Origin of the sequence: Amycolatopsis orientalis DSM 43388, from assembly GCF_000411975.1 — a bacterium.
In the GTDB taxonomy this organism is placed as follows: domain Bacteria; phylum Actinomycetota; class Actinomycetes; order Mycobacteriales; family Pseudonocardiaceae; genus Amycolatopsis; species Amycolatopsis orientalis_D.
This window is the reverse complement of sequence record NZ_ASXG01000197.1, coordinates 1-25,883: the sequence shown is the minus strand read 5'-3', so window position 1 is coordinate 25,883 and position 25,883 is coordinate 1. Positions and strand designations below refer to the sequence as shown.

The window sequence follows — 25,883 nt, the reverse complement described above, 5'->3', positions numbered from 1 at the left end:
AGTGCGGTGGCTGCGGTCGGGCCGAGGTGAGTGCGGCGGCTGCGGTTGGGTGAGGGCGGGCGGGGTGAGTGCGGCGGCTGGGGTCGGGCCGAGGTGGGCGCGGCGGCTGCGGGCGGGGCTGGGGCGCGGGTGGGTTAGGTGCGTGGCTGCGGTCGGGTGTGCGGCTCGCGCATCGGGTTCGCGGGCAGCAATGCGGTTGCTCGGCAGGGGGGGTGCGTCGGCGGGAGCGCGGTGTGGAGGTCCGTGAAGGACTCCTTGAGGGAATCAGATTCCCTCAAGGGGCCCTTCACGGACCTTGGCGGGGGCTCGTTTGGCCGAGGTGTCGCATCGGGTGGCGGGGTATCGCGGCGGGGAGTCCGCCGCATCCCGTGCTGCGGAGAGAGAACCCGATGTGAAGCTGGGTGTGTGAGACGCGCCGAATGCCTCTCGGCGTGAAAGCGTACGGGGGTCGTGGAAGGTCCCTTCACCGGACGCGCCGGAGGATCTGACTCGCCCGGTGGCGCAGTGGGGCCGCATCGCCTCGCTCGGTGACCGCCGAGGCGCCGAGCGCGGCCAAAGCACCGAGCTTCCGGGAATTTTCCCGCCCGACTATTGCGTGTTCGGATAATCCGTGTTCGGATTAACCGCATCCGGAGAACGGGTGCGCGGAGGCGGCTAGCGGGTAGGAGGTCGAGCAGGTGGCGGCGAGTCAGTCTTTCGAGGTAGTGGTCGCCGGCGGCGGGTTGGGCGGGCTTTGTGCTGCCTTGTCGTTGCGGCAGCGCGGATTGCGGGTCACCGTGGTCGAAGCGGCGCCGCAGCTCGGCGAGATCGGGGCCGGGATCCAGACGGCTCCCAATGCCAGCCGGATCCTGATCGGGCTCGGGTTGCGGGCCGAGTTGCAGAAGGTGCGGTGCGAGCCGCAGGATCAGGTTCGGCGGCGGTGGGCCGACGGCAGCATTATCGCGCAGTTGCCGCTCGGGCAGCGGGTCGTCGACAAGTACGGTGCGCCCTATTGGCATTACCACCGCGCGGATCTGCATTCCGTTCTGCTGCGGGCGTGCGTCGATCCGGACGGGGCGGGGCCGGTCGTGCGGGTGGCGACCGCGGCCAAGGTGGTGGATCTCGACCGCCGGAATCCGGAGCGGCCTGCCGTGCTCACCGAGGACGGGCGGCGGTTCGAGGGCGATCTCGTCGTGGGGGCGGACGGGATTCGTTCCGCGGTAAGGGATCTCGCCGGCTTCGACGACACGCTCGCGTTCTCCGGCGAGATGGCGTACCGGGCGTTGATTCCGGGCGATTCGATCGCGGCGGACCCGGCGACGCGGTTCCTCGTCGACCGGTATCACTCCACGATTTGGTACGGGCCGGACAAACACCTGGTGCACTACCTGATCCGCGGCGGCGAGTACCTGAACGTGGTGGCGATCGTGCCGTGCACGGAGGACGTCGAGAAGAACTGGAGCGCGCCGGCCAGCGCGGAGCAGCTCGCGGCGGAGTATTCCGATTGGGACGACCGCGTGCCGGCGATGCTGGCCAAGGCCAAGGACGACGTCTCGGTCTGGGCGATGTACCGGCGCCGCCGCGATCCGGTGTGGGTGGACGGGCGCGTCGCGTTGCTCGGAGACGCTTGCCACGCAATGCTTCCGTACCAGGCGCAGGGCGCGTCGCAGGCGATGGAGGACGGGGCGGTTCTCGCCGAGGAGCTGGGGCAGGCGACTCGCGAGGGGATCAACCACGCCTTGGCCCGGTATGTGCACCGGCGCGCGAAGCATGCCGGGATGGTGCAGGACGCGTCCTTGCGGAACATGAGATTCTACCACCTGCCCGACGGTCCGGAGCAGCGCGAGCGCGACGAGAAGCTGCGGAGCTTCGACGGCGAGTCCGACGTGTCCTACGACTGGCTGTGGAACGGGACTCCGCTCAACGACCCGGACAACGAATCGATCCACTACCAGTTCGCCCGATAGCACGCACGGAACACGCAGACTTCGCAAAGGAGCAAAGGCTATGCGTACCGGAGACCAGGTGGTCCAGGACTTGCCGTGGCGCTGGCGCGTCCAGGGCAAGATCTTCCTCATCGGCGGACTCGGCTACATGTTCGACGCCTGGGACGTGGCGCTGAACGGATTCCTCACCCCGTTGGTGGGCACGGAATTCGGGCTGTCGGCCACGCAGCGCGGATTCGTCGCCACCGCGAACCTGATCGGCATGGCGGTGGGGGCGGTCGCCTGGGGCACGGTCGCGGACCGGATCGGGCGCAAGCGGGCGTTCAGCATCACGTTGCTGCTGTTCGCGTTCTTCTCGGTGTTCGCCGCGCTGTCGCCGAACATCGAAGTGTTCCTGCTGCTGCGGTTCCTCGCCGGAGTCGGGCTCGGCGGCTGCATTCCGGTGGACTACGCGATCGTCAGCGAGTTCTCGCCGCGCAAGCAGCGCGGGCGCGTGCTGTCCGCAATGGACGGTTGGTGGCCGGTCGGCACCACGCTCGCCGGGGCGTCGGCGACGCTGCTGGTTCCGGTTTCCGGGAACTGGCGGTGGATGCTGGTGCTGATGATCCTGCCCGCCGTGCTGCTGTTCTGGGCCCGTCGCGGAGTTCCGGAATCGCCGCTGTATCTGGTGCGCAAGGGGCGCGAGGCGGAAGCCCGGCTGGTCATCGACAATCTCGTCGAACGGACCGGCGCGCCGAAGGAACCGTATCGGATTCCGCCGGCGATTCAGGAAGACAAGCGCGGCGGCGGGCTTTTCGCGGCGGTCGACCAGCTGCGCCGGGTCTGGGCGTACAGCCCGAAAGTCACCGGGGTCGCCTGGGCGCTGTTCATCACCGTGATGCTGGTGTACTACGCCGCGCTCAGCTGGATGCCGTCGATCCTCAAGGCGCGGGGATTCGGCGAGATCGCCGCGTTCGCTTCGACCACTTTGATGAACGCGCTCGGTATCGTCGGCGTCGTGGTGGCGGTGTTGCTGGTGGACCGCATCGGCCGCAAGCGGGTGATCGCCGCTGCCGGGCCGCTGGCCGCGGTCACGCTGGTGATTTTCTCGCTGGTGCTCGGCTCGGCCGGGGCCGCGGTGGTGGCGATCGGCGCGTTCGGCCTGTTCTCGCTCGTGGTCATTCCGGTGATGTACGCCTTCGTGTCCGAGCTCTACCCGACCGAGCTGCGCGCGTCGGGCTTCGGCTGGGCGTCGTCGTCGAGCCGGGCGGTCACCGGGTTCGCGCCGTTGCTGTTCGGCAGCGTGCTGTGGCCGGTGTTCGGCCTGCCGCTGACGTTCACGCTGCTCGGCCTGCTCGTCGTCGGAGCGGTGGTGTTCATGGTCTTCTGCGCGCCGGAAACCCGGGGCCGGGAGCTGGACCGGATCGACGACGAGGCCGCGCCCGCACCGCACCAGTCCGAACTGGACGCGGTCTGATCCACTTGCCTGGAAAGGAAATCGCATGAAGCCCGCCGCGTTCGCCTACCATCGGGCGCACGACGTCGCCGACGCCGTCGGCCTGCTTTCCGACCTCGCCGGGCAAGGGCGGGAGCCGAAGGCGATCGCGGGCGGGCAGAGCCTGATGCCGATGATGAGCTTCCGCCTGGCCCGCCCGAGCGACCTGGTCGACCTCGGGCGGCTGCGGAACCTGCCGGGGATGACGGGGATCGCGCACACCGGCACGGCGCTGCGCATCGGCGCGATGACGACGCACCGCCAGGTCGAGCTGGCCCAGCTCGGCCCGGGTTTCGCGGTGCTGGCGGAGGCGATGCGGTATGTCGGGCACCTGCCGATCCGGTCCCGCGGCACGGTCGGCGGGAGCCTCGTCCACGGCGACGCGACCGCGGAGTGGTGCGTGCTCGCGCTGCTGCTGGACGCCGTGATCGTCGCCGAAGGCCCGGACGGCCGCCGCGAAATCCCGGCCGGCGAGATGTTCTACGGCTTCTACGCGACCGCGGTGGAGGCGGACGAGGTCGTCACCGAGGTGCGCTTCACCCGGGCGGCGCCGAAGGCCGCGTTGACCGAGTTTTCCCGCCGTGCCGGGGATTTCGCGACGGTCGCGGCGGCGGTGACGCTCGAGCAGCGCGCGGACGGGTCGCTGGGAGGCGGCCGCGTGGTGCTCGGCGGGGTCGCGCCCGCGCCGCTGCGGATTCCGGAGGCCGAGGCGGTCCTGGCGGGCGGTGCGCCCGGGCCGGAGTTGTTCGCCGCGTGCGGCCGGGCGGCGGCGGAGGCGATCGATCCGCGGAGCGACGCACAAGGGAGCGCGGACTACCGGCGCGCGTTGACGAGGACGTTGGTGGCACGGAGTTTGGGCCAGGCGTGGGAAAAGGGAGAGCGGTGATGACGGGCAAGCCCGGAGAACCCCGGTTCGACGGCCGGGGCGGCAAGTGGATCGGCGCGTCCGTGCGCCGGCGCGAGGACCCGCGGCTGGTCACCGGCCGGGGACGGTTCGTCGACGACGTCCACCTCCCCGGCATGCTCCACGCCGGATTCGTGCGCGCGACCGTCGCGCACGGCAAGATCACCGAACTCGACCTGAGCGCCGTTCGCGAGGTGGACGGCGTCGTGGCCGCGTACTCGGCGGAAGACCTCCAGCTCGGCGACATGGTCGCGCTGCTGGACCGCCCGCCCGAGGAGTTCACCCCGACCACGATGCCGATCCTCGCGCGCGGCAAGGTGCGGTTCGTCGGCGAGCCGATCGCACTGGTCGTCGCGAAGGATCCGTACGCGGTCGAGGACGGCATCGAGGCCGCGCAGGTGAGTTACGAGGTCCTCGACGCTGTGGTGTCCGAGGAGACCGCGCTCGCCGAGGACGCGCCGCTGGTGCACGAGGACGCGCCGAGCAACGTGCTGCTCGACGTCACGGCGTTCGACACGCCCGGCGTGGACGAGGCGTTCGCGGACGGGTGCGTGATCGAACTCGTCACCCGCAGCGGCCGGCAGAACGCGTTGCCGCTGGAAACGCGCGGCGCGGTGGCGTCCTGGGACGACCGCGACGACCAGCTTCTCGTCCAGACGTGCAGCCAGGTGCCGCACCAGGTCCGCACCGTGCTGGCGCGGTCGCTGCGGATTCCGGAGCGTTCGGTGCGCGTGGTGGTCCCGGACATGGGCGGCGGCTTCGGGCAGAAATGCGTGGTCGGGCGGGAGGAAATCGCGGTCGCGGCGGCGGCGAAACGGCTGCGGCGCCCGGTGAAGTGGATCGAGGACCGCGGCGAAGCCCTCGCGTCCGGGTTCCTCGCGCGCGAGCAGCGGTACCGCACCCGCGCCGCGTTCACTCCGGACGGCGAGCTGACCGCGCTGGAATCCGACATCGTCTGCGACATGGGCGCGTACTCGTGCTATCCGTTCACCGTCGGCATCGAACCGCTGATGGCGGCCGCGGAAATGCCGTCGGTGTACCGGGTCCCGGCTTACCGGGTGCGGGCAAGGGCGATCACGAGCAACAAAGCGCCGACCGCCCCGTACCGCGGGGTCAGCCGGCCGCAGTACGTCCTGGTGATGGAGCGGATCATGGACCTGGCCGCGCGCCGGCTCGGCCTCGACCCGGTCGAGATCCGCCGGCGCAACGTGATCACCGAGTTCCCGTACACGGGCGTCAACAAGGTCACCTACGATCCCGGCAGCTACCTCGAATCGCTGGAGCTGGGGGAGAAGATCCTCCGCGACGAGGGCTGGTACGACCTGCGCGAGAAGAACCCGTACGTCGGCATCGGCTACAGCTGCTTTTCCGAGCGCACCGGCTACGGCTCGGAAGCGTTCGCGAAGCGGAAGATGACCGTCGTCCCGGGGTTCGACGTGAGCGAGATCCGGATGGACCTCACCGGTTCGATCGTGGTCACGAGCGGCACGGTGAACCACGGGCAGTCGCACGAGACGACGTTCGCGCAGATCGTCGCGGAACGGCTCGGCGTCGACCTCGCCAAGGTCAAGCTCCGGCAGGGCGACACCGAGCGGATTTCCTACGGCTGGGGCACTTTCGCGTCGCGCTCGGTGACCATCGGCGGCTCCGCGGTGGCGACCGCGGCGACCCGGCTCGGCGAGCAGCTCTGCCTGATCGCGGCGCACCTGATGGACACCCGCGTCGAGAACGTCGGCCTCGACGGCGACGGGGGAGTGATCCAGCTCGACGACCCGGGCCGGCGGCTTTCGTTCGAGGAAATCGCCGACGTCGCGTACCTGCGCAGCCACCTGCTGCCCAAGGAGGCCGAACCGACGCTCACCGCCACCGCGGCGTTCGACGTCCCCGGCGACGGCACGTTCTCCAACGCCACCCACGCGGTGGTCGTCGAGGCCGATCCGGGCACCGGGCAGGTCGAAATCCTCCGTTACGCCTGCGTCGAGGACTGCGGCGTCGTGATCAACCCGAAGGTGGTCGACGGACAGGCGCGCGGCGGGATCGCCCAGGGCATCGCCGGCGCGCTGTTCGAGGAGGTCACCTACGCCGAGAACGGCGAACCGTCGGCCGCGAGCTTCATCGACTACCTCGTGCCGACCGCCGCGGAGATCCCCGACATCACCGTCGATCACCTCGAAACCCCGTGCGCCTTCACCGAAAGCGGCGCGAAGGGAGCCGGGGAGGGCGGCACGATCGGCGCGCCCGCCGCGGTGCTCAACGCGGTCAACGACCTCCTCTGGCGCACCGGGGTCCAGCTGGAGCAGACCCCGATCCACCCCGAGGCCGTCCTCGCCGCGCTCGCTGTGCCTGACCTGGCCGACCGGGAGAAAGCGGGAACCCGCGGATGACCGACAAACAGCTGATCGTCTTGACCGTCAACGGCGAGGAGCACGAACTGCTCGTCGAACCCCGGTGGACGCTGCTCGACGTGCTCCGGCACCACGTGGGCCTCACCGGCACGCACGTCGGCTGCGAGCACGGCGTGTGCGGGGCGTGCACGATCCTGGTCGACGGCGAACCGGTGCGCGCCTGCTTGATGTACGCCGTGCAAGCCGAAGGCTGCGCGATCCGGACCGTCGAAGACCTCGGCACCCCGGAGGAGCCGAACGATCTGCAGCAGGCGTTTTCCGAACACCACGGCCTGCAGTGCGGTTTCTGCACGCCCGGGTTCCTCATGCTCGCCGAGGGATTCCTCGCCCAGCAACCGTCGCCGACGCGCGAGGACATCCGCGAGGCGGTGTCGGCGAATCTGTGCCGCTGCACCGGCTATCAGACCATTGTGGACGCGATCGAGGCGACCGCCGCGAAGCGGTGCGCCGGATCCGGCAGGAAAGAGGACGCGGTCCGATGATTCTCGAGAACACCCTTGACCTTCCCGGCGATCCGGACACGGTCTTCGCGCTGCTCAACGACGTCGAGCGGGTCGCGGGCTGCCTGCCCGGCGCGGTGCTGGAGGGCCGCGACGGCGAGTCGTACCTGGGCAAGGTCAAGTTCAAGGTCGGCCCGGTCAGCGCCGCGTACGCGGGCAAGGTCCGGTTCACCGAAATCGCCGAGGGCGAGCGGCGGCTGCGGCTGTCGGCGCGAGGCGCGGACAGCCACGGCAACGGCGACGCCGAAGCGGACGTCACCTTGACGCTCGTGCCCGGTCCGAAGGGCTCCTCGCTGAACCTGCACACCGATCTGGTGGTGCGGGGCAAGATCGCGCAGTTCGGCAAGGGCGCGATCAGCACGGTGTCGAACCGGATCCTGCAGCAGTTCGCGCAGAATCTCGGTGCGTTGCTGGAAAACGACGGCACCAGCCCAGAACCAGCCCCGGCTGCCGCTGCCCCCGCCTCGGATTCCCTCGATGGGTTGGCGATGCTGCTGCCGCCCGACGCGAAGCGGTATCTCCCAGTCGTCGCGGCGGGCGCGCTCGGGCTGTTCCAGGGCTGGCTGCTCGGCCGGGTCCGGTCGCAGCACAAACTGATCAAGGAGCTGCTGCGTGAACGCGCCTGAGAACGGACTGCACGGCGCCGAGACTGACCAGACTTACGCCCGGGCGGGTTTCGGTGCCGCGGTGCCGAGAGGAACCGCGCCGGTGCTCGTCGTGGTCGACCTGACCCGCGGCTTCACCGAGCCGGAATTCCCCTCCGGCGCAGACCTTTCCGCGGAGGTCGAAGCGGCTGCCGCGCTGGTCCGGGCCGCACACGAGAGCGGGGCGCCGGTCGTGTACACCGCGATCAGCTACACCCCCGCCGAGGCGGACGGCGACGCGATCGCGTGGCTGCGCAAGGCACCCGGCATGCGCAGCCTGCGCGACGGAAGCGCCGAAGCAGCGCTCGATCCGCGGCTGGAACGGCGCGACACCGACCATCTGATCGTCAAGAAGGGCGCCTCCGCGTTCCACGGGACGAGCCTTGCCGCGCTGCTCGCCGGTCTGGCCGCGGACACCGTGCTGATCTGCGGCGCGACGACCTCGGGCTGTGTGCGGGCCACCGCGGTCGATTCCGTGCAGTCCGGGTTCGACACGCTCGTCGTCCGCGAGGCCTGCGGCGACCGGGCCCGCGGACCGCACGACGGCGCTCTCTTTGACCTGCAAGCGAAATACGCCGACGTCATCGGCCTGGGCGAGGGCGTCGAGCTGCTCGCCAAGGCCCGCTGAACCCGGAAGGAGTTCCCGCATGTCCGCAGTGTCCGACCGGGTGCTGACCCAGCCCGCGCTCGCCGAACTGGCGAACGTCCCGGCGACCAGCGTCTGGGTGCGGTCCGGTTCGCTCCGGCTGCACCTCCTCGACTACGGCCCGGCCGACGGCGTCCCGCTCGTGGTGCTGCCCGGGATCACCAGCCCGGCGATCACCATGGACTTCGTCGCCCGCGAGCTGACCGACCTGGTCCGTCCGTTGGTGCTCGACGTCCGCGGCCGCGGCCTGTCCGACGACGGACCCGGCTACGACCTCGACGCCTACGCCGCCGACGTCGAAGCGGTCATCGACCAGCTGAACCTGTCCGCGCCGCTGCTGTTCGGCCACTCGATGGGCGCGCGGATCGCCGCCAAGGCAGCGCCTTCCGCACAAGGCGTTGTCCTGGCGGACCCGCCGATGAGCCACGCGGGCCGGCCCTATCCGACCGCTTTGGACACTTTCGCCGCTCAGCTGGAGCAGGCCCAGTGCGGCACCGACGCGGACGAGGTCGCCGCCTCGTGGCCCCGGTGGCCGCGCCGGGAGCAGGAGCTTCGTGCCGGATGGCTCGCGTCGTGCTCCCGGACCGCGATCGCCGCGACGCACGCGGGTTTCGAGTCCGAGGAATTCCCTCCGCTGTGGGAAAAGCTCGCCGGTCCGGCGGTGCTGCTGTTCGGAAAGGACAGTCCCGTGGTGACGCCGGAGGACGTTACCGCGCTGAAGCGGGCCAACCCGGCGCATCCGCTGGTCGGGATCGACAACGCCGGGCACATGCTCTTCTGGGACGAACCCCGGCCCGCACTGCGGGCGCTGCGCTCGGCGCTGAAAGACCTGCTCGCTCGCTAGCCCCGGCGGTTTTTTCGTACCCGGACAATCCGTATTCGGACAATCAAGGAGGTCGCCATGGACCAGAACCTGTTCAACGACATCTGCTTGCGCCAGCTGACTTTTTCCGGCGTGCACGAGGGCGAGACGGTCGTCGTGCTGACGCGCGGCGCCGAGCGCGCCGAGTACGCGGACGCCTTCCTCTGGGCCGCCCAGCAACTCGGCGCGGCGACCTATCACCTGCGCCTGCCGTCGCCGGCGAGCGCGTCCGGCGCGTGGGCGGTCGGGCAGTCCGGCCTGGACCAGCTGCCGCTCGCGGTGGACGCGCTGAAGGCCGCGGACATGGTCGTCGACTGCACGTTCCTGCTGTTCAGCGCGGAGCAGTTCGCGATCCAGGCGGCCGGCACGCGGATCCTGACCGCCGTCGAACCGCCTGAGCTGCTGGCCCGGCTGATGCCGACGAAGGAACTGCGGGAGCGCGTCGAGATCGGCGCGGAACTGCTGGCCAAGGCCAAGACCATGCGGATCACCAGCCCGCACGGAACCGACGTGACGTACCAGCTCGGCGTGTACCCGACGATGAGCGAGTACGGCTACACCGACCAGCCCGGCCGCTGGGACCACTGGCCCGCGGCGTTCGTGTTCACCGGCGGTTCCGACGACGGCGTGGACGGCAAGATCGTGCTCGCGCCCGGCGACGTGCTGCTGCCGTTCAACACCTACGTGCAGACGCCGGTCGAGCTGACCATCGAAAAGGGCTTCATCCAGGACATCCGCGGCGGCGCGGGCTCGTCCGGCCTCGACGCCGACCTGCTGCGCAGCTACATCGAGTCCTTCCACGACCCGCGCGGCTACGGCATGTCGCACGTCGGCTGGGGTCTCGACGAGCGGGCGCACTGGCACGGCCTGACCCAGTTCCCCGGCGGCATGGGCATGGAACTGCGCAGCTTCTACGGCAACGTGATGTTCTCGATCGGCCCGAACAACGAACTCGGCGGCCCGAACGACACGGCGTGCCACTTCGACATCCCGATGCGCGGCAACAGCCTGTACCTCGACGACGAGCTGATCGTCGACGCGGGCGAGCTGACCGTGAAGGACATGCGCCCGGCGGCGAAGCGATGACCGACCACCACATCGGGATGATCGTCCCGAGCTCCAACCTGACCATGGAAACCGAGCTGCCGCGGATGCTGCGGGCTCGCGAGGAGCGCTATCCGGAGGACCGGTTCGTCTTCCACTCTGCCCGCGCGCGGATGCAGCACGTGACGCCGGAGCAGCTTCGGGCGATGAACGCCCAAGCTGAACGCGCGGCGACCGAACTGGCGGACGCGCGACCGGGCGTCGTGGCGACTGCCTGTCTGGTCGCGATCATGGCGCAGGGCCCGGGCTATCACTGCACCGCCGAGGATTCGATCGCGTCGGCGTTGCGCACAGAAGGCTCCGACGCGCCGGTGGTTTCGTCGGCGGGCGCCCTGTTGTCCGGGATCGCCGCGCTGGAGGCGAAGCGGGTCGCGATCGTGACGCCGTACCTGAAGCCCTTGACCCAGGCGGTTGTCGAGTATCTGGAGGACGCCGGCGTCGAGGTGGTCGATTCGCTCTCGCTGGAGGTGCCGGACAACCTGGCGGTGGCCCGGCTGGATCCGGCGGATCTTCTCGCGCACTACCGGAAACTGGACTTGTCGCGCGCGGACGCGCTGGTGTTGTCGGCGTGCGTGCAGATGCCGTCGCTGCCGTCGATCCAGCCGGTGCAGGACGCGGTGGGGATTCCGGTGCTGTCGGCGGCTACGGCTACGACGTTCCGGATTCTCGGCGAGCTCGGCCTCAAGCCGGAGGTGCCGAACGCGGGGCATCTGCTGAGCGGGAAGGTGCCGGCGACGCAGGCGGCTTAGTCCGCGGAACCCCGAGGGCAGAGCCGGTCCTCGGGGTTCTGCCGCGTTCTCACCGGCGGGCAGCCACCAGTTCCCGCACCCGCGGCGCGACTTCCCGGGCGAACAACCGGATCGCGTCCGCGGAGTCGACGGACAGGAGGAACGCGCTCATCCCGTGCGTGAGCGCCAGTTCGGCGAGTTGCCCGGCCCAGGCGCCGGCATCGTCGGACGGAATCCCCGGCAGGTTGTACAGCCGGCGGATGTCGCCAGGGGAACGGCCTGCCTCGCGGGCCACGTCGTCGATGAGCGCGTTCGCGGCGGCCAGGCGATCCGGCGGGACTCGGGTCAGGCTCGGCAGCCAGCCGTCCGCGGCGCGGCCGATCAGCCGCAGCATCCGCGGGCCGAGCGCGCCGAGCCAGATTTCCATCCGGTGCGCCGGAAACGGCCCGGGCGGCGTGCCGGTGAGCCGGTGGTGGCCGCCGGGAACCGTCGCGGGCGGCCCAGGCGTCCACAGTGCACGGACGACGTCGATCGCTTCGGTCAGCGCGGCGAAGGCTTCGCCGGGGGTGTGCCGCGGTCCGCCTTGTGCGGCGATCTCGTCCCAGTACGCGCCCGCGCCGAGGGCGAGTTCGGCGCGGCCGCCGGTGAGCAGGTCGAGGCTCGCCGCCGAGCGGGCGAGCACGGCAGGCGGGCGCAGCGGCAGGTTGGCGACGTTGGGAAACACGCGGATGCGTTCGGTGCGTGCCGCGACGACGCTCAGCACGGTCCACGCGTCGAGCAGGTCCGGCCGGTACGGGTGGTCCGGCACGCTGAGCAGGTCGAGACCGGCCTGGTCGGCGGCTTCGGCGAGGCGGGCGGCCGCGTCGGGCGTGGCGGCTTCCGGCAGGAGGATGACGCCGAACTGGAGGTCGTGGCGGTAGTCAGGCATGGGAGGTCCGAACTCGTGTCATGGCGACATGATTACGCGATGGAATGATATCTGTCCAGCGGGTAGGATCCCGGCATGGACGAACTGCGCCCGCCGACCCTGCTCGCGCTGCCCTCGTACCTCGCCGGGCACGTCGCGCGGATCGGCCGGCGGGAGCTGGTCGCCGCGCTCGAAGCGCACGACCTCCGGCTGCCGCATTTCGCCGTGCTGGCCGGGCTTTCCGACTTCGGGCCGCTGGCGCAGCACGCGCTCGCCGACCGGCTCGGCCTCAACCGCAGCCACCTCGTGGGCTACCTGGACGAACTGGAGCGGCGGGGCCTCGTCGGCCGCGAACGCGACCCGGACGACCGGCGGCGGCAGCGCGTCACGCTCACCGGCGCCGGGAAGACGCTGACGCGGGAGTTGAAGAAGGAGGCGGAGCGCTCGCAGGACGTGTTGCTCGCCGAGCTGTCCGCGAAAGAACGCGAGACGCTGATCTCCCTGCTGCGGCGGGTGGTGGTCGCGGACGACCGGGCGCGGCCGGCCGGGTAGTTCCGGTTCGGGTGGTTGCCGTGCGGCACAACGGGTAACCGGAGGTTTCCCGACACCCGAGGAGGCAGCATGGCCGCACCCAGCAGGACCGACCTGATCACCGTGATCACCGACGACCACCGCGACGTGGAGCGGGTCTTCGCCGAACTCGAGCGCGAACCCGGGGCGGGCAACCGGAAAGACGTGGTCGACCACGTGATCGCCGAGCTGGTCCGGCATTCGGTCGCCGAGGAGCAGCTCATGTACCCGGCGGCGCGCAAGCACCTCGACGACGGCGACCGGATCGCCGACCACGAGATCGAGGAGCACGCCGAGGCGGAGAGGGTGATGAAGCAGCTCGAGCGGAAGAAGCCGGGCGAGCCGGACTACGAGGAACTGCTCGGCAAGCTCATCGCCGACGTCCGCCACCACATCAAGGACGAGGAAACCGACCTGCTGCCGCGGCTGCGCGAGGCGTGTTCGGCCGACGAGCTGGACCAGCTGGGGGAGCGGGTGCTGGCGGCGAAGAAGATCGCGCCGACGAGGCCGCATCCGCACGCGCCGAGCAAGCCGCCGGCGAATCTGGTCCTCGCGCCGGGCGCGGCGATCGTCGACAAGATCCGCGACGCGCTGGCCGGCCGGAAGAGCTGAACCCGACGGGAAGAGCGGAACGATGACAGACGACGTGTTCGTGCTCGGGCTTGACGAGGAGAACGAGCGCATCCTGAAAAGACTCCCGTCGGCGGCCGGGCTGCGGTTCCGCCCGCTGCTCAGCCCCGACGAACTGCAGCACGGGGAGATCGACTTCCCGGACCTGATGCAGAAGGCCCGCCAGCAGCTGGACGATTTCGACGGCGAGCCCGCCGCGATCGTGTCCTACTGGGATTTCCCGGCCGCCACCATGGCCCCGCTGCTGTGCGAGGAGCACGGCCTCCCGCACGTGCCGCTGCCGGCGGTGCTCAAATGCGAGCACAAGTACTGGAGCAGGCTCGAACAGCGGAAGGTGATCGACGAACTGCCGCCGTTCGGCATCGTCGACCTGGACGGGGACCCGCAGCCGCCGCCGGGAGTGGACTTCCCGATGTGGCTCAAACCGGTCAAGGGGTTCTCGTCGGAACTGGCGTTCCACGTGCGGGACAAGCAGGGCTTCGCGAAGGCGGCCGAAGAACTGCGGGAGGGTGTCGGACGGGTCGGGGACCCGTTCGAGGACGTGCTGCGCCAGGTCAATCTGCCGCGCGAGATCGCCGAGGTCGGCGGGGCGGCGTGCCTGGCCGAATCCGAGCTGCACGGGGTGCAGGCGGCGGTCGAGGGGTACGTCTGGAAGGGCGAGGTGCACCTGTACGCCGCGCTGGATTCGGTCGATTTCCCCGGTCGGTCTTCGTTTCTGCGGCACCAGTACCCGTCGCAGCTGCCGGACGAGACCGTCCGGCGGATGTTCGACGTCGCCGAGCGCGTGATGCGCCAGGTCGGCTACGAGAACGGCACGTTCAGCATCGAGTTCTTCTGCGACCCGCAGTCCGGGCAGGTGTGCCTGCTGGAGATCAACCCCCGGCACTCGCAGTCGCACGCTGAGCTGTTCGAGCTGGTCGACGGCGTGGCCAACCACGAAATCATGGTCCGGCTCGGGCTCGGCCAGGAGCCGCGCTTCCCGCGCGGGCGCGGCCAGTACCGCATCGCCGGGCGCTGCTACCTGCGCCGCTTCGACGGCGACGCGGTGGTGACCCGGATTCCGGCGCAGGCGGAGATCGCCACGCTGTGCGAGCAACTCGGCGGCACGACCGTGTCGGTCACGCCGGCCGAAGGCCAGCGGCTGTCGGAGCTTCCGGAGCAGGACAGCTATTCGTTCGAGCTGGCGGAACTGATCATCGGGGCGGACAGCCAGGACGAACTCGAGGCGAAGTACGAGCAGTGCGAGGAACGGCTGCGGTTCGAGTTCGAGGACTGACCAGGAGGGACAGACGGTGGAGGGCGACGTCGAGACGCTGTATGAGAACCGGCTGTGGAAGAACCGCGTGGAGGGACATCAGCGCGCGGCGAACACGGCGAAGTCCCGGGAGGAAGCGGTGAAAACGGGACGGCACATGGCGAAGGCCCGACAGTCTGTCCACATTGTCCGCACCGAGGACGGGAAAGTGGCCCGCCGCGACGACTACCGCACCAGTCGCCGCGGCGTGCCGCTCCCGCCGGAGCCGGAGTGACGCCGCGCCTTACCGGCGCAGGATGCGTTCGAGGTGGTTGCGTGCCTGCCGGCCCTCGGGGATCTGCTGCATGATCCAGTTGTGGAACATGCCGGGGTACTCGGCGTAGTCGACGTCGATCCCGGCGTCGCGAGCGCGGTCGGCGAACCGGCGGGCGTCCGGGAGAAGCACGTCCCGGGTGCCGATGAACAGGCTGAACGGGCCGAGCCCGCTGAGGTCCGCGTACAGCGGGCTGATCCGCGGATCGTGCGGATCGGTGCCCTCCGCGTACATTTTCCCCGCCTCGCGCAGGCCGGTGATGCCGAGCATCGGGTCGTGTTCGTCCAGGACGACCGAAATCGGGTCTTCGAGCGTCACGTCGAGCCACGGCGAGAGGAGGATCGTCTGTTTCGGCTGTGGCCTGCCCTCGTCCCGCAGCCGCTGCGCGATCGACAGGGCGAGCGCGGCTCCCGCGGAATCTCCGGACAGCACCACGCTGTCCGCCGGTTCGGAACCGAGCGTCTTCTCGAACGCGGCCTGCACCATCGGGAGCGTCTCGACGTTGCTGTGCCGCGGGACGAGCGGGTAGATCGGCAGCGTGACCGTGCAGCCGAGCCGGCGCGCCAGGTCGGCGGCGAACTCCCAGTGGTGGGACTCGATTTCCTCGACGTAACCGCCGCCGTGCAGGTGGAACACATGCAGCCCGGCCTTGGTGCGCGGCCGCACGGTCCAGCACGGGAACCCGCGCACCTCGCGGTGCTCGAGGTCGAAGTGCTTGCGCAGCTTCCGCGGCGGCCGGGCTTGCGACGGCCGCTGGTGGCGGTGCAGGCGCTGGTGCAGCACGCGGGCGTTGTCGTAAAAGGCCTTCTGCCGGGTCGCGCGCAGGTAGGCCTGATACAGCTGGGCTTTCATGCTGATCATGCGCAACGGGTACCCGTTCTCCGCCCGCGGGCAACACCGTTTCGGACGCGCGGCTCCGGGTACCCGGCAGGCATGATCACGCGCGCTCTTCCCTCGCTGCCGTACGAGATCATGGAGGACGAGGACGTCCGGATCCCGGTTTCGGACGGCACCCGGCTGGCGGCGCGGATCTGGCGGCCCGCCGGATCGGAATCGCTGCCCGTGCCGGGGATCGTCGAGTACATCCCGTACCGCAAGCGAGACCTGACCTCCGTCCGCGACTCGATCCACCACCCCTATCTCGCCGGGCACGGCTACGCCTGCGTGTGCGTCGACCTGCGCGGCTCCGGCGAATCGGAAGGCGTGCTCGCGGACGAATACCTGGAGCGGGAACAACAGGACGCCGAGGACGTGCTGGCCTGGCTCGCCGACCGGCCGTGGTGCGACGGGCGCACCGGCATGATGGGCATTTCCTGGGGCGGGTTCGCGGCGCTGCAGGTCGCCGCGCGCAAGCCGCCGAGCCTCGGCGCGATCGTGATTTCCTCGTTCACCGACGACCGGTTCGCCGACGACATGCACTACATGGGCGGCTGCCTGCTGTCGGACAACATCGCCGAGTCCGGCACGATGTTCGGCGAGGCGACGATGCCGCCCGACCCGGCGCTGGTGGGGGACCGCTGGCGGGAGATGTGGCGGGAACGGCTGGAAAACTGCAGCCTGTGGGCCGAACAGTGGCTGCGGCACCAGCGGCGCGACAGCTACTGGCGGCACGCTTCGGTTTCCGAGGACTATTCCGGCGTGCAGTGCCCGGTGCTCGCCTCCAGCGGCTGGGCCGACGGGTACTCCAACGCGGTCACCCGGCTGCTGGCGAACCTCGACGTGCCGTGCCGAGGGCTGATCGGGCCGTGGTCGCACAAGTACCCGCACCTCGGCGAACCGGGTCCGGCGATCGGCTACCTGCAGGAAGTCGTGCGCTGGTGGGACCACTGGCTCAAGGGCGTCGAGAACGGCGTGATGGACGGTCCGGTCCTGCGCACCTGGATGCAGGAGAGCGTCCCGCCGTCGACGTCCTATGAGGACCGCCCCGGCCGGTGGGTCGGGGAGGCGGAATGGCCTTCGCCGCACGTCCGGCCCACGGAGTACGCCTTGGCCCGGCACCGGCTCGCCCAGCCCGGCGAGCCGGTCGCCGAGGAGCCGCTGACGGTCGCGTCGCCGTTGTCGGTCGGGCAGTTCGCCGGGAAATGGGCTTCGTACAGCGCGCCGCCGGACCTGCCCTACGACCAGCGCGAGGAGGACGGCGGGTCGCTCGTGTTCGATACCGACGTGCTCACCGAGCGGTGCGAAATCCTCGGCGCGCCGGTGGTGCGGCTGCGGGTTTCGGCGGACCAGCCGGTTGCGATGGTGGCTGCGCGGCTGTCGGACGTCGCGCCGGACGGCCGGGCGACCCGGGTGACCTACGGCCTGCTGAACCTGACGCACCGAGACGGCCACGAGGAGCCGAAACCGCTGACCCCGGGCGAAGAGTGCACTGTGGACTTCGAGCTGAACGGGGTGGCGCAAGCGTTTCCGGCCGGCCACCGGATCCGGCTCGCACTGTCCACTTCGTACTGGCCGCTCGCGTGGCCGCCGCCGAAACCGGTCACGCTCGCCGTGCGGACCGGGGCCAGCGCGCTGACGCTGCCGGTGCGGCCGACCGGCGAACCGGACGAGGTCGCCCCGGACGAGTTCGGCGAGCCGGAAGGGACGCCACCGCTGCCGACCACGCAGGTGAGCCGGCCGGAGCAGAAGTGGACGGTGTCGCGGGACCTCGTCGAGTACCACTCGGCGCTGGACGTCGTGAAGAACTCCGGCACGATCCGCTACGACGACATCGACCTGGAAATCACCCGGGACGTGCACGAGCGCTACACGTGGGTCGCGGACGATTTCTGTTCCCCGGCCGCGGAAACCGCGTGGACGGTGACCTTCGAACGGGACGACTGGCTGGTCCGGACGGAGACGTACACGCGGGTCGCCTGCACGCCGGAGGAGTTCGTGATCGACGCCCGGCTGGACGGGTACGAGGGGGACCGGCGGCTGGTGTCGCGGAACTGGCATCGGCGAGTACCGCGCGACCTGCTCTGACGGGTCAGCGCACGAGCTGTTCGGACACCGCCCGGTCGCCGAGCGCGAGGGTCTCCTTCGCGATCCCGTCGGAGACCTTGCGCAGCGCCGCGGCGGCTGTCTTGAACAGCGGTTGCTTCGAGGCCGGATCCCAGTCCGTGACGGTCAGCTCGTTGGCCGCCCGGACGCCGTCCGCGCCGGTCGGGTCGGCGGTGTCCCAGTAGCCGTAATGGAAGGGCAGGAACAGCACCCCGTCGCGGATCCCGCACGGCCGCGCCTTGGCGTGCACGCGCCCGCGCGGGGTGCGGATCTCGATCAGGTCGCCCTCGGCGATCCCGGCGCGTTCGGCGTCCCGGCAGGACAGTTCGACCCACACCTCCGGGGCAGCGGTTTCCAGCTGCGGCACGCGGCCGGTCTTGGTCCGGGTGTGGAAGTGGTACAGGGTCCGTCCGGTGATCAGCGAGAATGGGTAGCCGGCGCTGGGCGGTTCCTTCGGCACGAGGTATTCGGCGGGTTTGAGCATCGCCTTGCCGTGCGGATTGTATTCCCGGTACTCCTCCGGCTGGACCGGCTCGCCGGTGTGCAGATCCTTGCCGTATTCCTCGCAGTAGTCGGGATCGGCGAAGAACCTGCCGTCGGCGTAAAGCCGCTCGGTGCCGTCCGGATGGGCGTCGTCCACCGGCCATTGGACTCCGCTGACCACGCGAAGCTTCTCATAGGACAGTCCACTGTAGTCACAAGGACGTCCGGCGGACGCCTTTTGCCAAGCAGCGTAAGCGGATTCGGCGTCGTGCCATGGCGGGAAGGCGGCGCCGTCGCGGTCGCGAAGGTCCATCCGGCGCGCGTAGTCGAGGAAGATGTCGAGGTCCGGCCGCGCTTGCCCGGGCGGGTCGACCGCTTTCTCGGACAGATGCACGGTGCGGTCGGCGTTCGTGAGCGTGCCGGTTTTCTCGCCCCACATCGCCGCCGGCAGCACCACGTCGGCGAATTCGGTGGTTTCGGTGGGGAACGCGTCCTGCACGACGAGGAAAAGGCGGTCCTGGCCGAGAATTTTCCGGACCCGCGCGAGTTCGGGCAGCGACACCGCCGGGTTGGTCGCGGAGATCCACCAGAAGCGCAGGTCGCCGCTCTCGGCGAGGTCGAGCATCTTCATCAGGTGGGTGGGCGGGCCGTCGTGCGGGATCTGCGTCATCGGCACGTTCCACAGTTCTGCCAGCTGGGCCACGTGCGCGTCGTTGTTCCAGTTCCGGAACCCGGTGAGGTCGCCGTCCGCGCCGCATTCGCGGGTGTTCTCGGCGGTCGGCTGGCCGTTCATCTGCAGCACGCCGCAGCCGGGCTTGCCCAGCATCCCGCGCAGCAGCACGAGGTTGTTCACCTGCACCGAAGCGGCGGTCGCCTGGTGCGATTGGTAGAACCCTTGCAGCACCGTGCACAGCAGCCGGTCGGCGGTGCCGACCAGCCTCGCCGCGGCCCGGATCTCGTCCGCGGGGACCCCGCAGATCGACGCCGCGCGCTCGGGCGGATAGTCGCGGACGACCTTGACGAGATCGTCGTAGCCCACGGTGTGCTGCTCGATCCAGGCGTCGTCGCACCATCCGTGGTGGACGACCTCGTGCAGAATTCCGTTCATCAGCGCGACATTCGTGCCGGGAAGCGGGGCCAGATGCAGCTCGGCAGCCTCCGCGACCGGGGTCTTCCGCGGATCGACACAGAGCAAGCGCGGCGGTCGCGGCCCGGCGAGCCGGTCGAGGATGCGGGACCACAGCACCGGTTGCGTCGCGGCGACGTTGTGCCCGAACAGGGCGATGACGTCGGCGTGGTCGATGTCGGTGTAGGAGGACGGCTGGCCGTCGCAGCCGAAGCTTTCCTTCAGCGCTTCGCCCGCGGTCGCGGTGCACAACCGGGTGTTGCCGTCGAGGTGGTTCGTGCCGAGCCCGCCGCGGGCGATCGCCGCCAGCGTGTAGTACTCCTCGGCGAACAGCTGCCCGCTGGTGTAGAAGCCGAGCGAGTTCGGCCCTTCGGTGGCGAGCAGTGCGCGGCTGCGCTGGACGATCCGGTCCATCGCTTCGTCCCAAGTGGACTCGCGGAGCACGCCGCGGTCGCGCACGAGCGGGGTGGCGAGCCGGTCCGGCGCGTTGTTGGCCTGCCAGCCGAAGAGGTCCTTGGGGTCGAGCCGGCCGCGGTTGACGCGGTCGTCGACCCGGCCGCGCACGCCGGCGATCCGGCCGTCCTTCACCGCGAGGTCGAGGCCGTCGCCGTTCGAATGCAGGACCGCGGCGGTGCGGACCCAGCGGTCGACCTCGCCCACCTCCAGGTCGTCGGCGAGGTGGCAGTCCACCCGCACCGGCCAGTCCCCGCCCGGCCCGTACGGCGTGCGCGTGCCCCATGGCTCGGCGATTCCGTCCCGCACCCTGTCTCCCTTGCTCGGCCGACCCGCGGGGATACCCCGGCAGGCGGCGGCCAAACTCCGGGTTTCGCCCCCGGCCCCTCGGGTACGCGCCGGGAAGAAGCGCGCGAAGGAGGTCCTGGCAGATGGCTGAGCAGCGGATGCTCGTAATCCTGGACGAAGGGGCCCGAGACGAGGTTCCTCCCGGCTGGCAGCAGGCGGCTCCGGAGCACCAGGTCGTGCCCTGTCCGCCGGAGGAGGCCCCCGCGCTGCTCGAACAGGCCGCTGGCGCCAAGCCGCTGGCCGACGTCGTCGCGGCCGGACAGTTGGCGCCGGTCGCGTTGCGGCTGGCCGAACGGCACCCGGACGCGGTGCGGTCCGTGCTGCTCGTCGGGCCCGACCCGGAGGGCAACGGCCGCGCGTCCGGCGACTGGTTCGCCGCGTACGGCACCCGCGTCGCCTCGGCCCGCGAGGCCGGCGTCGAGGTCGAGGTGCTCCCGCACGGCGCGGCCGGCGCTCCGCTGACCGAACCGGGGGTCGCCGCGGCGGTGGCGGCGGCGCTCGACCGGCTTCCCGCGGTGCGCCGCCCGGATTGGTGACTTCCGACAAGGAGAGAACGCAGTGAAGGCAGTGGTGTGGCACGGAACCGGGGACATCCGGCTCGACGAGATGCCCGACCCGAAAATCCTCGAACCCAGCGACGCGATCGTGCGGATCACCCGCAGCGCGATTTGCGGCACCGACCTGCACCTGGTGCGCGGCACCATGCCCGGGATGGCCGAAGGGACCGTGCTCGGGCACGAGGGGGTGGGCGTCGTCGAAGAGGTCGGGCCCGCGGTGCGCGGGTTTTCGCCCGGCGACCGCGTGGTGATCCCGTCGACCATCTCCTGCGGCACGTGTTCCTACTGCCGCTCCGGCTACTACGCGCAATGCGACCGCGCGAACCCGAACGGCCCGTCCGCGGGCACCTGCTTCTTCGGCGGGCCGGAGGCCACCGGCTCGGTCGACGGGCTGCAGGCCGAGTACGCGCGGGTGCCGTTCGCGATGACCTCGCTGGTCCGGATCCCGGACGCGGTGAGCGACGACCGCGCGATCCTGCTGTCCGACATCTTCCCGACCGCGTGGTTCGGCGCCCGGCTGGCCGAGGTCAGCCGAGGGGACAGCGTCCTGGTGCTCGGCGCCGGGGTGGTCGGCCAGTTCGCGATCGCGTCGGCGAAACGGCAGGGCGCGGGCCGGGTGTTCGCGGTCGACGGCATCGCGTCCAGGCTGGACAAGGCGCGCGAACAGAACGCCGAGACGATCGACTTCAACGAGGACGACCCGGTCGCGCTCGTCCGCGAACTGACCGGCGGCATCGGCGTGGACCGGGTGATCGACGCGGTCGGCGTGGACGCGGAACGGCCCAAGACCGGCCCCGCGGCGCCGACCGAGACCGCGCGCTTCGAGCGGGAACGAGCGGAGGTCGCGCCGGACGCGTCTCCGGACGGCGACCTGTGGGTTCCCGGCGACGCGCCGAGCCAGGCCGCGCGCTGGGCGGTGGACGCGGTCGCCAAGGCGGGCAGCATCGGCGTGATCGGGGTGTATCCGCCGGGGTTCGAGGGCTTCCCGTTCGGGACCGCGATGAACAAGAACCTCACGGTCCACCTGGGCAACTGCAACCATCGCCGCTACCTGCCGGAGCTGCTGGACCTGGTGCGCACGGACGTCGTCGACCCGACCGCGTTCATCACCCGCCGCGAGGAGCCGACGGCGGCGATCGAGGCGTACGAGTCGTTCGACCGGCGCGAAGAAGGCTGGCTCAAGACGGTGCTGGAGGCGGCATGACGGACGAACGCCCGCGCGAACCCCAGACGGCGAACCCGCGCCGGACCCAGGTGGACGACGACGAGGAGCGCCCGCCCCGGCGGCCGGAGCCGGAGAGCCCGCTGGAGGACGAGGAAGGCCGGTCGAAGCGCGGGCATCCTCAGCTGGGCGACAATTTCCGCGGCGAGAGTTGACCGAGGCGGCCGATGATCGCGGCGGAGCGGGTTCCGGACGTCCGGAGTCAGCGGAAAGGTCGGTTCCCTCGGCTGGGCGGCGGCTTCCGCGGCGAAAGCCGATCCGGGGTACCCGGCAGCTCGCCTGGTTTAACGTCCCCGCGGCGCGGATAAGCCGACCTCCATGCGGATCTTGCTCTGGCACGTGCACGGCTCGTGGACCGACGCGTTCGTCCGCGGCCGCCACGAGTACTTCGTCCCGGCGAGCCCGGACGGCGCGCCCTGGGGGCTCGGGCTGGCGGGGCGGGACTGGCCCTCGGCGACCGAGGTGCCGGTCGACCGGCTCGCGGACGCCCGGCCGGACGTGGTCGTGCTTCAGCGGCCGGAGGAAGCCGCGTTCGTGCGGCCGCAGCTGGGGTCGCGGGTGCCGATGGTGTACGTCGAGCACAACGCGCCCCGGCACGGCGCCGCGGTGTCCCGGCATCCGATGGCCGGGCAGGACGAGGTGCCGATCGTGCACGTCACCTCGTACAACGCGCTCATGTGGGACAACGGGATCGCGCCGGTGGTCGTCGTCCCGCACGGCATCCCGGACCCCGGCGAGCGCTACACCGGCGAGCTGCCCGCGGGCGCGGCGATGATCAACGAACCGCGCCGCCGCGCCCGCGTGACCGGGGCCGATCTGCTGCCCGCGTTCCGCGAAATCGCGCCGGTGAACGTGTTCGGCATGGGCACTGAAGGTCTGCCCGGCGGACAAGGCGATGTCCGTCCGCCGCGGCTGCACGACGAGCTGGCCCGGCACCGCGTGTATCTGCACACCGCGCGCTGGACGTCGCTCGGCCTGTCGCTGCTGGAGGCGATGCACCTGGGCATGCCGGTCGTCGCGGTCGCCTCCACGGAAGCTCCCTCGGCGGTGCCCCCGGACGCCGGGGTGTGCTCGGCCGACATCGAAGTGCTCGCGCGGAAATTCCGCGAGCTGGTGCACGAACCGGATTTCGCCGTGCTGGCCGGGAAGGCGGCCCGCGAACACGCCCTGGCCCACTTCGGTCTCGACGCGTTCTTGTCCCGCTGGGACCGCCTGCTGGCCGAAACCGTCCCCGCTGCGGAAGGAGTCTGATGAGGATCTCGATGGTGTCCGAACACGCCAGCCCGCTCGCCGCGCTGGGGGAGGAGGACGCGGGCGGCCAGAACGTCCACGTGGCAGACCTTTCCGCGGCGCTGGCGCGCGGCGGCCACGATGTCACTGTCTACACGCGACGCGACGACCAGGACACGCCCGAGACGGTGGAGACCCCGGCGGGCTACCGGGTCGTGCACGTCCCGGCCGGCCCGGCGCGGCGGCTGCCGAAGGACGAACTCTTGCCGCACATGGGGGAATTCGGCAGCTGGCTGCGCGACCGGTGGACCGAGGACGCGCCGGACGTGGCGCACGCGCACTTCTGGATGTCCGGCGTGGCCACTGTTCTCGCCGCGCGCGAGGCCGGCGTGCCGACGGTGCAGACTTTCCACGCGCTCGGCGTCGTGAAGCGGCGGCATCAGGGCGACGCCGACACGAGCCCGCCGGACCGGATCCGGCTGGAGCGGATGGTCGGCAAGCAGGTCGACCGGATCGTCGCGACCTGTTCGGACGAAGTGTTCGAATTGGCTCGCCAAGGCGTGCCGCGGCAGCGGATTTCGGTGGTGCCGTGCGGGGTCGACCTGGGCCGGTTCGGCACCGGCGGCCCGGCCGCGCCGCGGACCGCGCCCAAACGGCTGGTTTCGGTCGGGAGGCTGGTGCCGCGCAAGGGTTTCGACCTGGCGATCGCCGCGCTCGCGCGGGTGCCGGAGACGGAACTGGTGATCGCGGGCGGACCGGCTTCCGGGGCGCTCTCCCGGGACCCCGAGGCGCAGCGGTTGCGCCGGCTGGCGGAGCGGTTCAGGGTGGCGGACCGGGTGCATCTGGCGGGTCAGGTGAGCCGGGCGGAGATGCCGGCGCTGTTGCGTTCGGCGGACGCGGTGCTGTGCACGCCGTGGTACGAGCCGTTCGGGATCGTTCCCCTGGAAGCGATGGCCTGCGGGGTGCCGGTGGTGGCCGCCGCGGTGGGCGGCTTGACGGACACCGTGGTGGACGGGATCACCGGCCGCCTGGTGCCGCCGCGCGATCCGTCCCGGCTGGCGACCCGGTTGCGGGCGTTGCTGGACGAACCCGCTGAACTGGAGGCGCTGGGGACGGCCGGGCAGGAGCGGGTCCGGGCGCGGTACTCGTGGGACCGGATCGCCGCCGAGACCGTGCGGGCGTACGAAAAAGCGGTGCCAGCGAAGCAATCCGAGTGGGCCGCGGTGCGCTGACTGTTCGTGAGGGGAACCCTGACGGAAGCTGCTTCCGTGTTGTGTCTCGGTTGATCTGTCGCAGGGTTGTCTCGGTTGTTGTGTCTCATGTTAGGCGGCTGGGGTGAGGGTGCCTTGGTAGCGCTTGGTGTGGTCGAGGTGGATGTGTCCGATGGGGTCGCCGTTGCTGGTGTAGGCGGTGGCGCGGTCGCCGTCGCGGATGATGGTGACGGTGTGCCGGGCGTGGGTGGTGCCGATGCGGATGCGTGCGCGTTTGCCGAGTTGGACGAGGCCTTGGGCGTTGACGGTGAGGGTGTGGACGGTGGCGTCGGTCTGGGCGGGCGGGTGTCCGGGTCCGCCGTGGTGTTCGGCGGCGGTCCAGGCGTGGTGCGGGGTGGCGCGGTCGAGGGCGCTGTGGGGGCGGTTGTTGTAGCGGGCGCGGTAGGCGTCGAGCAGGGTTTGCAGCTCGGCCAGCGTGGCCGGGGCGGGCTGGCGGGCGAGCCAGCGTTTGAGGGTCTGGTGGTGGCGTTCGACTTTGCCGCAGGTCTGGGGGTGGTACGGGCTGGAGTGGATGATCCTGCTGCCCCAGCCGGTGACGACGCGGGTGAACCCCGAGGGCCCGGCGGCGGGGTTGCGCAGCCGGGATGTGAACGCGGATCCGTTGTCGCACAACACGATCCCGGGTGCGCCGTAGTCGCGCGCGGCGGCGGTGACCGCGGCGATCGCGGCGTCGGCGGTCTCGGCCTGGGCGGCGAGGCAGGCCACGAGCGTGCGGGTGCAGTCGTCGAGCACGTCGAACACGACCGCTTTCGTGCCCCCGGCGAGGACGACCTCGGTGGCGTCGATCTGGTAGCAGTCGCGCGGGCAGGCGTAGGCGAAACGGCGCAGCGAGGACTTCGGCCGCTTGCGCGGGTTGCGCTCGGCGAGCCCGGCGCGGGCCAGGACCCGGTTGACCGTGGCCCGCGCCGGCACCCGCCACCCGCGTTCGGCCCAGTCCTGCTCGGCGGCCAGCACCGCCAGGGCGTCGCGGATCGGGTCGGCGCCGTTGTCCGGGACCAGTTCGGCGCGCAACCGCACGATCTCGGCGACCACCGGCTCCGGCGTCGCGTGCGGGGAGGTCTTCGGCCGCCGCGACCGCGGAACCCACGACCCCTCGGCCTCGATCCGCGCGCGGTGCCGATAGAACGTCCGCCGGTCGACGCCGTTGGCCCGGCACCACTCCGACACGTTCCCCAGCTTCGCCTGAACCACCAATGTCGCGTCCATCAGCAGCATCTTCGCTCGTTTCCGCGTCATGGCCAGCAACCACAACGCTGATCAAGCGACAAACCCCGAACATCACCCGACCCGGGTGCGTCACATGCCGAGAGACACAAACTGTGTCACATCAGCTGCGACTCAACA

General features: G+C 70.7%; 24 protein-coding genes. 20 read left to right on the top strand and 4 right to left on the bottom strand.

Features of this window, described 5'->3' with window-relative positions:
• Nucleotides 1-677 precede the first annotated feature (677 nt).
• The 10 genes from L942_RS41820 to L942_RS41775 are packed head-to-tail and all read left to right on the top strand — an operon-like array spanning nucleotide 678 to nucleotide 11,213.
• Entirely contained in the window at nucleotides 678-1,946 is a 1,269-nt protein-coding gene (locus L942_RS41820; protein ID WP_037370990.1) for an FAD-dependent monooxygenase, read from the top strand.
• Between the two features lie 40 nt (nucleotides 1,947-1,986).
• Complete coding sequence (locus L942_RS41815) at nucleotides 1,987-3,381, top strand: MFS transporter (RefSeq protein WP_037370988.1); 1,395 nt, start codon at nucleotides 1,987-1,989, stop codon at nucleotides 3,379-3,381.
• A 25-nt stretch (nucleotides 3,382-3,406) separates the two neighbouring features.
• The gene (locus L942_RS41810; protein ID WP_037370987.1) at nucleotides 3,407-4,285 is read left to right on the top strand and encodes an FAD binding domain-containing protein; all 879 of its coding nucleotides are present in this window, start codon (nucleotides 3,407-3,409) and stop codon (nucleotides 4,283-4,285) included.
• A complete protein-coding gene (locus tag L942_RS41805; RefSeq protein WP_037370986.1) occupies nucleotides 4,285-6,687 on the top strand; it encodes a xanthine dehydrogenase family protein molybdopterin-binding subunit in 2,403 nt (800 codons plus the stop codon). The genes L942_RS41810 and L942_RS41805 overlap by 1 nt, the downstream gene beginning before the upstream one ends.
• Entirely contained in the window at nucleotides 6,684-7,190 is a 507-nt protein-coding gene (locus L942_RS41800) for a (2Fe-2S)-binding protein (protein WP_037370985.1), read from the top strand. Before L942_RS41805 ends, L942_RS41800 begins: the two co-directional genes overlap by 4 nt.
• A complete protein-coding gene (locus L942_RS41795) occupies nucleotides 7,187-7,834 on the top strand; it encodes an SRPBCC family protein (protein ID WP_037370983.1) in 648 nt (215 codons plus the stop codon). The genes L942_RS41800 and L942_RS41795 overlap by 4 nt, the downstream gene beginning before the upstream one ends.
• Nucleotides 7,821-8,480, top strand: a complete 660-nt coding sequence (locus tag L942_RS41790; protein WP_037370982.1) for an isochorismatase family protein — start codon at nucleotides 7,821-7,823, stop codon at nucleotides 8,478-8,480. The genes L942_RS41795 and L942_RS41790 overlap by 14 nt, the downstream gene beginning before the upstream one ends.
• Before the next feature lie 19 nt (nucleotides 8,481-8,499).
• Nucleotides 8,500-9,342 carry an alpha/beta fold hydrolase gene (locus tag L942_RS41785; RefSeq protein ID WP_037370981.1) on the top strand — a complete coding sequence of 281 codons (843 nt, stop codon included), beginning with the start codon at nucleotides 8,500-8,502 and terminating at the stop codon, nucleotides 9,340-9,342.
• Between the two features lie 57 nt (nucleotides 9,343-9,399).
• Nucleotides 9,400-10,446, top strand: a complete 1,047-nt coding sequence (locus L942_RS41780) for a leucyl aminopeptidase (protein WP_037370979.1) — start codon at nucleotides 9,400-9,402, stop codon at nucleotides 10,444-10,446.
• Nucleotides 10,443-11,213, top strand: coding sequence for a maleate cis-trans isomerase family protein (locus L942_RS41775; protein WP_037370978.1), 771 nt, complete (start codon nucleotides 10,443-10,445; stop codon nucleotides 11,211-11,213). Before L942_RS41780 ends, L942_RS41775 begins: the two co-directional genes overlap by 4 nt.
• A 49-nt stretch (nucleotides 11,214-11,262) precedes the next feature.
• On the opposite strand, the gene L942_RS41770 is transcribed toward L942_RS41775, so the two are convergent.
• Nucleotides 11,263-12,120, bottom strand: a complete 858-nt coding sequence (locus L942_RS41770; protein ID WP_037370977.1) for an LLM class flavin-dependent oxidoreductase — start codon at nucleotides 12,118-12,120, stop codon at nucleotides 11,263-11,265.
• A gap of 75 nt (nucleotides 12,121-12,195) precedes the next feature.
• On the opposite strand from L942_RS41770, the gene L942_RS41765 reads away from it, so the two are divergent.
• The 4 genes from L942_RS41765 to L942_RS41750 all read left to right on the top strand — a co-directional run bounded on the left by L942_RS41765 (nucleotide 12,196) and on the right by L942_RS41750 (nucleotide 14,828).
• Nucleotides 12,196-12,651 carry a MarR family winged helix-turn-helix transcriptional regulator gene (locus tag L942_RS41765; RefSeq protein WP_037370975.1) on the top strand — a complete coding sequence of 152 codons (456 nt, stop codon included), beginning with the start codon at nucleotides 12,196-12,198 and terminating at the stop codon, nucleotides 12,649-12,651.
• Between the two features lie 69 nt (nucleotides 12,652-12,720).
• The gene (locus L942_RS41760; protein WP_037370974.1) at nucleotides 12,721-13,281 is read left to right on the top strand and encodes a hemerythrin domain-containing protein; all 561 of its coding nucleotides are present in this window, start codon (nucleotides 12,721-12,723) and stop codon (nucleotides 13,279-13,281) included.
• A gap of 22 nt (nucleotides 13,282-13,303) precedes the next feature.
• The gene (locus L942_RS41755; RefSeq protein ID WP_037370973.1) at nucleotides 13,304-14,575 is read left to right on the top strand and encodes an ATP-grasp domain-containing protein; all 1,272 of its coding nucleotides are present in this window, start codon (nucleotides 13,304-13,306) and stop codon (nucleotides 14,573-14,575) included.
• Nucleotides 14,576-14,591: 16 nt separating this feature from the next.
• Nucleotides 14,592-14,828 (top strand): DUF2188 domain-containing protein, encoded by a 237-nt coding sequence (locus L942_RS41750; RefSeq protein ID WP_037370971.1) that lies wholly within the window; start codon nucleotides 14,592-14,594, stop codon nucleotides 14,826-14,828.
• A gap of 9 nt (nucleotides 14,829-14,837) precedes the next feature.
• Here the strand turns inward: L942_RS41750 and L942_RS41745 are convergent, their stop codons facing one another.
• Entirely contained in the window at nucleotides 14,838-15,728 is an 891-nt protein-coding gene (locus L942_RS41745; RefSeq protein ID WP_037370970.1) for an alpha/beta hydrolase, read from the bottom strand.
• Nucleotides 15,729-15,800: 72 nt separating this feature from the next.
• Between L942_RS41745 and L942_RS41740 the strand changes: the two genes are divergently transcribed.
• Complete coding sequence (locus L942_RS41740) at nucleotides 15,801-17,831, top strand: CocE/NonD family hydrolase (RefSeq protein WP_037370969.1); 2,031 nt, start codon at nucleotides 15,801-15,803, stop codon at nucleotides 17,829-17,831.
• 4 nt (nucleotides 17,832-17,835) lie between these two features.
• Here the strand turns inward: L942_RS41740 and L942_RS41735 are convergent, their stop codons facing one another.
• Nucleotides 17,836-20,220 (bottom strand): molybdopterin oxidoreductase family protein, encoded by a 2,385-nt coding sequence (locus L942_RS41735; RefSeq protein WP_037370968.1) that lies wholly within the window; start codon nucleotides 20,218-20,220, stop codon nucleotides 17,836-17,838.
• Nucleotides 20,221-20,342: 122 nt separating this feature from the next.
• Here L942_RS41735 and L942_RS41730 point away from each other — a divergent pair, with 122 nt between their 5' ends.
• From L942_RS41730 to L942_RS41715, 5 genes are all read left to right on the top strand, one after another.
• Entirely contained in the window at nucleotides 20,343-20,795 is a 453-nt protein-coding gene (locus L942_RS41730) for a hypothetical protein (protein WP_051166620.1), read from the top strand.
• A 22-nt stretch (nucleotides 20,796-20,817) separates the two neighbouring features.
• On the top strand, nucleotides 20,818-22,020 hold the full coding sequence (locus L942_RS41725; protein ID WP_037370967.1) for an alcohol dehydrogenase catalytic domain-containing protein: 1,203 nt from the start codon (nucleotides 20,818-20,820) through the stop codon (nucleotides 22,018-22,020).
• Nucleotides 22,017-22,193 (top strand): hypothetical protein, encoded by a 177-nt coding sequence (locus L942_RS44760; RefSeq protein WP_158684620.1) that lies wholly within the window; start codon nucleotides 22,017-22,019, stop codon nucleotides 22,191-22,193. Before L942_RS41725 ends, L942_RS44760 begins: the two co-directional genes overlap by 4 nt.
• Nucleotides 22,194-22,356: 163 nt before the next feature.
• Nucleotides 22,357-23,289: a glycosyltransferase gene (locus tag L942_RS41720; RefSeq protein WP_037370965.1), complete on the top strand. Its 933-nt coding sequence runs from the start codon at nucleotides 22,357-22,359 to the stop codon at nucleotides 23,287-23,289.
• On the top strand, nucleotides 23,289-24,500 hold the full coding sequence (locus tag L942_RS41715) for a glycosyltransferase (RefSeq protein WP_037370963.1): 1,212 nt from the start codon (nucleotides 23,289-23,291) through the stop codon (nucleotides 24,498-24,500). The genes L942_RS41720 and L942_RS41715 overlap by 1 nt, the downstream gene beginning before the upstream one ends.
• Before the next feature lie 90 nt (nucleotides 24,501-24,590).
• On the opposite strand, the gene L942_RS41710 is transcribed toward L942_RS41715, so the two are convergent.
• Complete coding sequence (locus tag L942_RS41710) at nucleotides 24,591-25,775, bottom strand: integrase core domain-containing protein (protein WP_081655451.1); 1,185 nt, start codon at nucleotides 25,773-25,775, stop codon at nucleotides 24,591-24,593.
• Nucleotides 25,776-25,883: the final 108 nt, after the last annotated feature.

Bases quoted from the DNA above. Each gene is read 5' to 3' on its own strand.
- L942_RS41815 (WP_037370988.1), top strand. From the start codon at position 1,987: ATGCGTACCGGAGACCAGGTGGTCCAGGACTTGCCGTGGCGCTGGCGC.
- L942_RS41810 (WP_037370987.1), top strand. From the start codon at position 3,407: ATGAAGCCCGCCGCGTTCGCCTACCATCGGGCGCACGACGTCGCCGAC.
- L942_RS41805 (WP_037370986.1), top strand. From the start codon at position 4,285: ATGACGGGCAAGCCCGGAGAACCCCGGTTCGACGGCCGGGGCGGCAAG.
- L942_RS41800 (WP_037370985.1), top strand. From the start codon at position 6,684: ATGACCGACAAACAGCTGATCGTCTTGACCGTCAACGGCGAGGAGCAC.
- L942_RS41795 (WP_037370983.1), top strand. From the start codon at position 7,187: ATGATTCTCGAGAACACCCTTGACCTTCCCGGCGATCCGGACACGGTC.
- L942_RS41785 (WP_037370981.1), top strand. From the start codon at position 8,500: ATGTCCGCAGTGTCCGACCGGGTGCTGACCCAGCCCGCGCTCGCCGAA.
- L942_RS41780 (WP_037370979.1), top strand. From the start codon at position 9,400: ATGGACCAGAACCTGTTCAACGACATCTGCTTGCGCCAGCTGACTTTT.
- L942_RS41775 (WP_037370978.1), top strand. From the start codon at position 10,443: ATGACCGACCACCACATCGGGATGATCGTCCCGAGCTCCAACCTGACC.
- L942_RS41770 (WP_037370977.1), bottom strand. From the start codon at position 12,120: ATGCCTGACTACCGCCACGACCTCCAGTTCGGCGTCATCCTCCTGCCG.
- L942_RS41765 (WP_037370975.1), top strand. From the start codon at position 12,196: ATGGACGAACTGCGCCCGCCGACCCTGCTCGCGCTGCCCTCGTACCTC.
- L942_RS41760 (WP_037370974.1), top strand. From the start codon at position 12,721: ATGGCCGCACCCAGCAGGACCGACCTGATCACCGTGATCACCGACGAC.
- L942_RS41755 (WP_037370973.1), top strand. From the start codon at position 13,304: ATGACAGACGACGTGTTCGTGCTCGGGCTTGACGAGGAGAACGAGCGC.
- L942_RS41745 (WP_037370970.1), bottom strand. From the start codon at position 15,728: ATGATCAGCATGAAAGCCCAGCTGTATCAGGCCTACCTGCGCGCGACC.
- L942_RS41740 (WP_037370969.1), top strand. From the start codon at position 15,801: ATGATCACGCGCGCTCTTCCCTCGCTGCCGTACGAGATCATGGAGGAC.
- L942_RS41730 (WP_051166620.1), top strand. From the start codon at position 20,343: ATGGCTGAGCAGCGGATGCTCGTAATCCTGGACGAAGGGGCCCGAGAC.
- L942_RS44760 (WP_158684620.1), top strand. From the start codon at position 22,017: ATGACGGACGAACGCCCGCGCGAACCCCAGACGGCGAACCCGCGCCGG.
- L942_RS41720 (WP_037370965.1), top strand. From the start codon at position 22,357: ATGCGGATCTTGCTCTGGCACGTGCACGGCTCGTGGACCGACGCGTTC.
- L942_RS41715 (WP_037370963.1), top strand. From the start codon at position 23,289: ATGAGGATCTCGATGGTGTCCGAACACGCCAGCCCGCTCGCCGCGCTG.
- L942_RS41710 (WP_081655451.1), bottom strand. From the start codon at position 25,775: ATGACGCGGAAACGAGCGAAGATGCTGCTGATGGACGCGACATTGGTG.